Origin of the sequence: Bacillus sp. JJ722, assembly GCF_036963345.1 — a bacterium.
Classification (GTDB): Bacteria; Bacillota; Bacilli; order Bacillales; family DSM-1321; genus Bacillus_AD.
Window position 1 is genome coordinate 1 of record NZ_JBALMO010000131.1, and the last position, 8,807, is coordinate 8,807.

General features: G+C 33.7%; 6 protein-coding genes. 2 read left to right on the top strand and 4 right to left on the bottom strand.

Going from position 1 to position 8,807, the window contains the following annotated elements:
• The 3 genes from V7014_RS16230 to V7014_RS16240 all read right to left on the bottom strand — a co-directional run.
• Positions 1 to 1,633, bottom strand: a 1,633-nt coding sequence (locus V7014_RS16230; protein ID WP_335508478.1) for an alkyl/aryl-sulfatase, incomplete at its 3' end; no start/stop codon positions are given.
• Between the two features lie 37 nt (positions 1,634 to 1,670).
• Entirely contained in the window at positions 1,671 to 3,125 is a 1,455-nt protein-coding gene (locus V7014_RS16235; protein WP_335508479.1) for an aldehyde dehydrogenase family protein, read from the bottom strand.
• A gap of 35 nt (positions 3,126 to 3,160) precedes the next feature.
• Positions 3,161 to 4,279: an NAD(P)-dependent alcohol dehydrogenase gene (locus tag V7014_RS16240; RefSeq protein WP_335508480.1), complete on the bottom strand. Its 1,119-nt coding sequence runs from the start codon at positions 4,277 to 4,279 to the stop codon at positions 3,161 to 3,163.
• A 475-nt stretch (positions 4,280 to 4,754) separates the two neighbouring features.
• Between V7014_RS16240 and V7014_RS16245 the strand changes: the two genes are divergently transcribed.
• Both V7014_RS16245 and V7014_RS16250 read left to right on the top strand, forming a co-directional pair.
• A complete protein-coding gene (locus V7014_RS16245; protein WP_335508481.1) occupies positions 4,755 to 5,309 on the top strand; it encodes a glutathione peroxidase in 555 nt (184 codons plus the stop codon).
• Positions 5,310 to 5,323: 14 nt separating this feature from the next.
• Positions 5,324 to 6,322, top strand: a complete 999-nt coding sequence (locus tag V7014_RS16250) for a PD-(D/E)XK nuclease family protein (RefSeq protein WP_335508482.1) — start codon at positions 5,324 to 5,326, stop codon at positions 6,320 to 6,322.
• Between the two features lie 167 nt (positions 6,323 to 6,489).
• Here V7014_RS16250 and V7014_RS16255 read toward each other — a convergent pair whose 3' ends face one another.
• Positions 6,490 to 8,502, bottom strand: a complete 2,013-nt coding sequence (locus V7014_RS16255; protein ID WP_335508483.1) for a bifunctional 2',3'-cyclic-nucleotide 2'-phosphodiesterase/3'-nucleotidase — start codon at positions 8,500 to 8,502, stop codon at positions 6,490 to 6,492.
• Between the last annotated feature and the right edge of the window lie 305 nt (positions 8,503 to 8,807).

The following is an 8,807-nucleotide window of genomic DNA, read 5'->3' on the forward strand; positions in this document are numbered from 1 at the left end:
CATTCATTATTATTGTTATATTATTTGCTTTAGGCCCATTTAGTTTTACCGCTAATAACTTTAAGAATTCCTCAACAGGAATTTTCATCTGAAATTCAGAATTAATCGTTTCCTTATAAACAATCCCATTTCTTAGTTCAGATGCTCCCATAAGATAGATGTTTCGCCAATTGGCTGATTCAGCTTGATATCCCAATTGTTCAAAGGTATCTGCTAATAAATTTTTTGCTTCTACATGATTCGGCTCAGCCATGATAACATGTTTAAGTACTTGTGCTACCCAGCGATACTCGCCATTTTCAAAGTCTATTTTTGCTTGGTTTACTACATTAGCAACTCCACCCATATACTGAATATATTTTTCACCAGATGCTACTTGAGGCAATGGATCTAAATCAGAAGGGTGAGCGCTATAAAACCCTAAATAGAAATTGTAAATACCTTTTGAATTATGACTTAACGTACCGTAATAACCGCGATTCCCCCAATATTTCCCTAATGAATCTGGAAGTTGAATGTTTTCTGCAATTTCCTCCATCGTGTAGCCATGATTCGCTAAACGAACTGTTTGATCGTGCATGTATTTGTATAAATCCCGCTGTAATTTTAAATGTTTTAAAGATTGCTCTTTTCCCCATATCGGCCACGCGTGAATCATGATTAAGGCTTCTATTGCTTCATTGCCAAATAAATCGATCGTTTTATCAATTGCACTTACCCACTCTAGAGTATCACGAGTCTTGGCACCTCTTACTGTATAAATCTGATGCATCGATTTATTTACATTTTCTGAAACGAACAGTGCTTGATAATCTTCTATGTAAAAATGCATTTCAACAGGCGCTTCTGTATTAGGGGTTAATAAAAATTGAAAGGTTACTCCATCAACAATCATTTTTTCGACTTGGTTCTTTATTTCCACATTAGGTAACTTGAAACTAGCGGATTGATCAGTACTTGATTTATGTCCTACACCTATGGATACATAGCTAGTAGGGCCAACAGGTAGTTTGCTCCCGAATTGATATTGTGCACGACGCCCCATAATTGTACCCAAAAGAACATTTTCACTTAATGCTTCTTTCGTGAAATTCTCAGGAACAATTATTGGAATATCTGGATTATCAGCATACTTAAGAACAGCTTCAATACCTCCAAAATGATCCAAATGAGATTGACTAATGATGATAGCTACAACTGGTTTTTTTGGACGATGCTCATAATATAATTCCATTGCAGCTCTAGCAGCCTCTACACTAACGGCTGTATCACAAACAATAACCCCTGTCTTTCCTTCAATGATGAGTGTCGTACATACCGTTTGTCCTCGAACTTGATAGACCCCTTCTACCACTTTAAATAATCCTGTTATTGCGTGTAGTTGTGCATTTCTCCATAAGCTAGGATTAACAGTATCAGGAGCATGATCATCTAAAAAATCTAATGTCGTACTATCCCATATTGTACTGCCATCATCCGCTTTTAAAGGCGTGTCAAATGGTGCTATAAACCCTCTACGTGCATCCGCAAAATCTTGCTGATCTTCAAAATCCAAATATTGATACATATCTTCTTGTGCCTTTTTTGTGAAAGAAGTTGCAGGCATAGATTGATTTGAAACATAATTTTTCATTATTAGCCCTCCATGGAATATTAAATTAAATCATGAATTAAAATGGGAACGCACGGGTTTCTTTTTGAACACTTACCCATTTGGTTGTTGTAAATTCTGCAAAGCCATGATCTCCACCATAGCGACCAATACCAGAAGATTTTTCTCCACCGAAAGGAGCTTCAGAATCCATATTAACCGTCGTGTCATTAAGATGTGTCATACCGCTTTCAATGGATCGAGCAAATTCAATACCTTTTTCGATGTCTTGAGTAAAAATCGCACTTGTTAAACCATATTCTGTATTGTTGGCCCATTGTAGAACTTCTGCATCTGTATCGAATGGAATAATAGTTGCAGCAGGTCCAAAAATTTCCGTTTGAGCGAGTTTAGAATTTTGTTTAACATTTGTAAAGACAAAAGGAGTAACAACATTCCCTACTCGCTTCCCTTCTAGGGCTAATACAGCACCTTCTTGTTTGGCATTTTCTACTATTTTAATTACTTTTTGAATTTGATTTTCGTTAATAAGAGGACCGATAATGACTCTTGGATCAGTCGGATTACCATAAGGGATTTGTGATGCTCTGTCAACAAAGCGAGTAACGAATTCTTCATAATGTTTGCGGTGAATAAACATACGATTAGTACCTACACAAACTTGACCCTGATGGAAGAACTTACCGAACACTGCAGCATTAAGAGCTTGTTCTAAATCAGCATCTTCTAATACGATAAATGGATTATTTCCGCCTAATTCAAGTGAAACACGTTTAAGATGTTTCCCACAAATTTCACCAATATGTTTACCTGCCATGGTAGAGCCTGTAAATGAAATGACTCTTGGAATCGGATGCTCAATTAAGTGATCTCCTACTTCAGCAATATCAAAGGTAATGACATTTAATAATCCCTTAGGTAACCCAGCTTGTTCAAAAATATCTGCAATTATAGACCCACCTGTAATATGTGTCTGTGTATCAGGTTTAAGAACGACTGCATTACCAACTGCAATAGCAGGAGCAACCACACGCATTGAACTATATAGTGGAAAATTAAATGGTGAAATAGCTCCTATGACACCAACAGGGTGATGATAGACTCTATTTTCTTTACCAGGTAATTTAGATGGAAAGACTTGAGGCTCCCTCATACGTTCAGCATATTTCACTGCATTTTGAATCTCTACAATCGTGTTTAAGAATTCTCCATGCGCTTTAGTGACAGAGCTACCAGCTTCAATAACTAATAGATTGATAATCTCTTCATTTCTTTCTAAAAATAGTTCAGCTGACCGAGTGAGTACTTGTTTTTTTTCTTCTATTGATACTTTAGCCCACATTTTTTGTGCTTGTTTGGCAGATTCATATGCTTCGTCAATATCATCTCGATTACCAAGTTTAATATGAGTAATTACTTCATTACTATACGGATTGATATCTTTATAATATATTTCACTCGACCCATCACGACATACTCCATTAATGAATTGTTTATTATATTTTACATTCATTTGTAACCCTCCAAATGATTATTATTCTAATTTAACTAAACAGTAAAAGATTCATCTATGATTAGAATTGGTTTAATTACAGATCCATTCACTGAATCAATGGAAGCTTGATTAATGTCATCGAATTTATAATATTTTACTAGTTGGTCAAATGGGAAACGACCATCTTTATAGAATTTAGCTAATTGTGGAATAGATAATTGTGGAACTCCATCACCCATTATCACACCAATCATACTTTTACTTGCCATGATTAACTCAGCAGTTGGATTGATTTCGATACTATATTGTGATACTGCTACCGGCGCAATTACGCCTCCTTTTGATAATACAGTTAACGCAGTTTTTATCACAGGTCCCACCCCAGTTGTATCAATTGCATAATTCACACCTAAACCAGTTGTTATTTCTATAACTTTTTCAACTGGATTATCTAGTTTACTGTTAATGATATGTGTTGCTCCAAGACTTTTGGCAATTTCTAATCGACTATCATGAATATCAACAGCAATAATAGTTGAACATCCTTCAATTTTAGCTGCCATCATAGCGGCTAAACCAACTGCTCCTGTACCAAAAATAGCAATAGATGAACCTATGCTTGGTTTTATACCGTTAATAACGGTGCCACTTCCCGTTAAAAAGCCACAACCTAATGGACCTACAAGTCGTAAGTCCAAATCCTTATCTACTTTTGTTAAGTTACTTTCATGGGTTAATGCATGTGTGACAAAAGATGAGTGACCGTAAAGATTCCCTACAGGCGTGCCATCTTCTGTATGAAATGTATAACTACCATCATCTCTAACTCCTAGAAAGTTTAATTTTCTCCAGTCATCGCATATTGCTGGACGCCCAGTACGACAACTTGGACAATATCCACAATAAGCGTAAGACATAACAACATGATCACCGGCTTTGACAGTTTTTACTGCAGATCCTACTTTTTCAACAATACCGGAACCTTCATGGCCTGGTACCATCGGAAAAGCCATATTCGATATTCCACCTTTTCTAATTGTTTCATCAGACATACACATACCTGATGCGACCATTCTTACTAACACTTCGTCCGATTGCATCTCCGCTAATTCTAGTGTTTCTAATTGATACTCTTCTCCTGCTCCATTTACAACTGCTGCTCTTACTTTCATTTTAAACACTCCCTATAGTCATTTAAGTTAACCATTTTAAACGCACACATTATGCTGCATCGAAGTTCCAGGAAGTAACACCTCCAGTAGGATTTTCTATATAGAAGCAATGCAATAAACATGCCAGATACAGTATTTTAAGTATCTTACTAACTTAAATAGTGTTTTTAGCGGAATTGTATGAAGTGGTTACTATCATAAGGGAAAAGAGTGGATAGAAGAGAAAGTAAATGAACAGTCTTAAATTGTCACTATTTAAAGAATCTTATCTGATAATGTCATACATTTCATACAGTAGTGTTAAATTTTAAACAGTTTTGTATATTTTAAAAAACACACAAAAATTAATTGTATTAAGTATGGAATGTAGTATAAAATGACTAAAAAATGCATATTATTTTAATTTTACTTATAAAAATAGTAATATATTACTTAGTTAAAAATAACTATTATTCATACAAAAGGAGGAATTGCTGTGAGTATTTATGAGTATTCTGCAATCGCAATGAATGGAAATGAAATAAACTTAGAGCAATACAAAGAACAAGTAGTTCTTATTGTTAATACTGCTAGTCAATGTGGCTTTACACCACAATATGAAGATCTACAACGAATATACAACCGCTATAAAGATAAAGGTTTTGTTATTCTTGGGTTTCCTTGTAATCAATTTGGTGGTCAAGAGCCAGACGATAACGAAAAAGTTCAATCATTTTGCACTCTTCGATATGGTGTTTCATTCCCAATGTTTCAAAAAGTAAATGTTCGAGATGACGATGCTCACCCCCTATTTACATATTTAACAAAAACCCTACCTTATAACGGGATGGATGAAAATAATCCTGTCAGCAAATTATTACTTACTAGGCTAAAAGAGCAATATCCCGAATACATAATTGGAGACTCCATAAAATGGAACTTCACTAAATTCTTAATAGATCAAAAAGGAAACGCAATCAAACGTTACGAACCTACTTCAGATATGGTAAACATAGAGAAAGATGTAGAACACTTATTAAATAGACTATAAAAGAGGAATCATCTATGCAAAAAAAGATTTGTCCAAGCTGCGGAGCTAATTTGTTCGAAGTTGATACAAGTATACATACACCTAATTTATTTGAATTTGCAACAAGTGAACTATCTCAGGATGCATTTCTATGTTGGTTACTATCGTGGAGCCAAGACAAATACCAGTCTATGGAAAGCGAATTACATAAAATAGCTGTCGACTTTATTACACTTATTTTTGCACAACATAATGCCGAAGTACCAATAATTAAAAAGATAGAAATCATTAAGCAATTCAAATCACTTGATGTTTTAGCTATTGTGAATGACCGTTATGCTATTTTAATAGAGGATAAAACATATACGAAGCATCATTCTAATCAGCTTGTACGTTATCGTGAATCCGTAAAACAAGCGTATCCAAACCTTATTCAGCTACCCATCTATTACAAAATTGCCGATCAAAGTCACTATGATTTAGTGTATTCAGCCGGCTACAAAGTAATAAATCGAAAGATGATACTTAAAGTATTGAACAAAGATTACATAAAACGAATAAAGAACCATATTTTCCATGATTATTTAAATCATTTACAGAGAATTGAAGATTCTATTTCTTCATTTATAACAAAACCAATAGAAGATTGGAATCACTTTGCTTGGCAAGGATTTTATCAAGAATTACAAACGAAAATTAATGGCGAGTGGGGATATGTTCCAAATCCTACAGGTGGTTTTTGGGGATTTTGGTGGAATACCTCCTTTGAAGCAAATTATTATTTGCAGCTTGAGCAGGAACAACTTTGTGCTAAAGTAATTGCTAAGCAAGGGGAAAATAGAAAAGAACTTAGAACAACTGTAATGCTAGAAGCTTTAGTAGATTCTGAAAAGCGTGGTTTGGCATTGCAAAAACCATCCAGATTTGGTAATGAAAATATTATGACTGTAGCAAAACGACTTGACTATTTACAAACGAATTTTGACGGAACAATTGATTTAGAAAGAACAATAGAGGAATTAAAGAAATTCTAGCTGATTACCCTTTGTTCTTTAGTAACTTCTTCATTTCAAAGTATTATCCATATTTAAATCAGTTTATTACATAGCGAAAAAATCAAATCAAAGACACTCAATGCAATAAAACTGAGAGTCTTTGATTTGATCTAAACAAGTAATATCCCAACATTATGATCATGAACTTATTTCCTAAAATCATAAATATATTCAATAAGATTTTCACCTTTTGATGTCCCTACAGATAGGTATGGGTATTCGGGAAGTAGTGTTTTCCCATTAGCACTAGAAGTGAAGACAACTTTAGCTTCATTTCCAATCGATTTTATTTTCCAATTGTTATCAACAGTTGGATTAAGCATTCCTTTGCTTTTAATATAGTCGTTTACTATTTGTCTTATCTCATCGCTTGAAATATAAGCAATGACATCAACTTTTTCAAAAATAGGGAAATTTCCACCACCGCTAGCTCTGTAGTTATTTGTGACAATCAAAAATTCATCCTCTGGTTGAACTTCTTTACCGTTATATTGTAAATTTTCTATTCTGCTTGAATCAGCTTCATTTTGGTTTCCTTTTACATCATATTTAGGTTCCTTCGTTACATTAATTTCATATGTTACGCCATCAATGGTATCAAAGTTAAATGCCGGAAAATTACTATTTAACAATTCTTGGCCATCTTTACCTTTTGGATCAATAGTATTGAAAATACCCGCACTCATTTCCAGCCAATTCTTTAAATCTTTTCCGCTCACCTTCATAATAATTGCTGTGTTTGGATATTTATAAATACTCGCTACATCCTTAATGGATATTTTCCCTGCTTTTACTTCTACATAATCATCTGCTTTTGTCCCATCCTTGGAAAGCCCAGCTTTAAATGGCGCTGCTGCTGATAATAAAGGAAGACCTTTATATTTATGTAATACTGTTTCTTCAGTTACTTTTTTCTTAGCATATTCCCTCTGTGCATCAGAAATTAATTGAACAGCATTATTGTCGCTCACTAATGCAAAATATGTGTTTATATCTTTCGTTATATTACCAACTGGTAAATTCACAAAGGTTACTACTTTTTCGTGGTCTTCTTTAAGTTCCTTGTAAAATACAGAATCATTTTCTACTTTTTCCAATGTTACATATTCTGAATTCGAGTAGACTACTTTATATCCATCATTGGATTGATTAACTTTTAAGTTAATGATCCCTACACCTTCTCCATATTTTCCTGCTTGTACAGTTGCTACCCCGTTCATCGTTCCTATTACAGAATCAATATTTTTCAAACCAGCATATACCGCTTGCTTTTCTTTTGAAGGGAAAACAATATGAGTGTGACCTGCAACAATAGCATTTATTCCTTTAACATTAGAAAGTTCATATGATACATTTTCTTCTCTTTTTTTATATGAGCCATTACCGTATCCACTATGTGATAATGTGATAATAATATCGGCGCCAGCTTTTTTCATCTTCGGTACGATTTCTTCAGCACTTTCTTTTATATCTTTAACAACTATCTTTCCCTCTAAATTAATCTTATCCCAATTTAATATTTGAGGTGGAACAAATCCTGTAATACCAATCTTTATATCTTGTTCATTACCATTTCCATCTATTACTTTTTTGTTTATAATTTTATATTGCTCAAATTCTGGCTTTTTCGTTTTTACATTATAAATATTCGCATTGACAATAGGGACTTTGGAGTCCTTTACAATTTGTTTCAAGTAATCTAAGCCATAATTAAATTCGTGATTCCCTAATGTAGCAACGTCGAATCCAGCTAAGCGTAACGCCTTATATACCGGATGTTCTTCACCACTCTTTACAGGTTCCACTCTTGCAAAATAATCTCCGAGCGGATTTCCTTGAATCAAATCACCATTATCTACTACAATCACATTATCTATTGCACCATTATTGCTTTTCTTTCTACTCTCTTCTTTAAATTTTTTAATAACAGTACTTACCTTAACAAGCCCTGTATTATCAGATTCTGTAGTTGTGTAATAATCATAATTCATTAAATAATTATGTACATCTGTAGTCGATAAAATTGTTAAATCAATCAATTCTAAATCACTCTCTTCCTCGAGATCCCTGTCATTGTTCTGACATCCAGAAACGACTCCACCGACAATCGTAAAACAAAGGGTAAATAATAGGCTTTTGCTAAAAAATGACCGCTTCATGCATGATGTCCTTTCATTTTATATACTTTTTCTTTTGTAGTATTTGATTTAACTACGCAATCATTCATTAAAAGGACAATGGAATTTATAGTGTTATTATTGAATTTAGCTACTGCTCTTTCATTTTTATTACTATTTTTCAAATTCTAATTCCAATATTATTTGAAAATTGTCTTTAAAATCATTCAAATACTCTATTTGTTAATAGTATTTTAATAATTAGCTATTATAATAGGTAAAAGTACAAGTGGAAGGAAGGAGTGAGTTTATGAAGTTAGACCTTAAATCATTTCTAGCAGGTATGT

Bases quoted from the DNA above. Each gene is read 5' to 3' on its own strand.
- V7014_RS16250 (WP_335508482.1), top strand. From the start codon at position 5,324: ATGCAAAAAAAGATTTGTCCAAGCTGCGGAGCTAATTTGTTCGAAGTT.
- V7014_RS16235 (WP_335508479.1), bottom strand. From the start codon at position 3,125: ATGAATGTAAAATATAATAAACAATTCATTAATGGAGTATGTCGTGAT.
- V7014_RS16240 (WP_335508480.1), bottom strand. From the start codon at position 4,279: ATGAAAGTAAGAGCAGCAGTTGTAAATGGAGCAGGAGAAGAGTATCAA.
- V7014_RS16255 (WP_335508483.1), bottom strand. From the start codon at position 8,502: ATGAAGCGGTCATTTTTTAGCAAAAGCCTATTATTTACCCTTTGTTTT.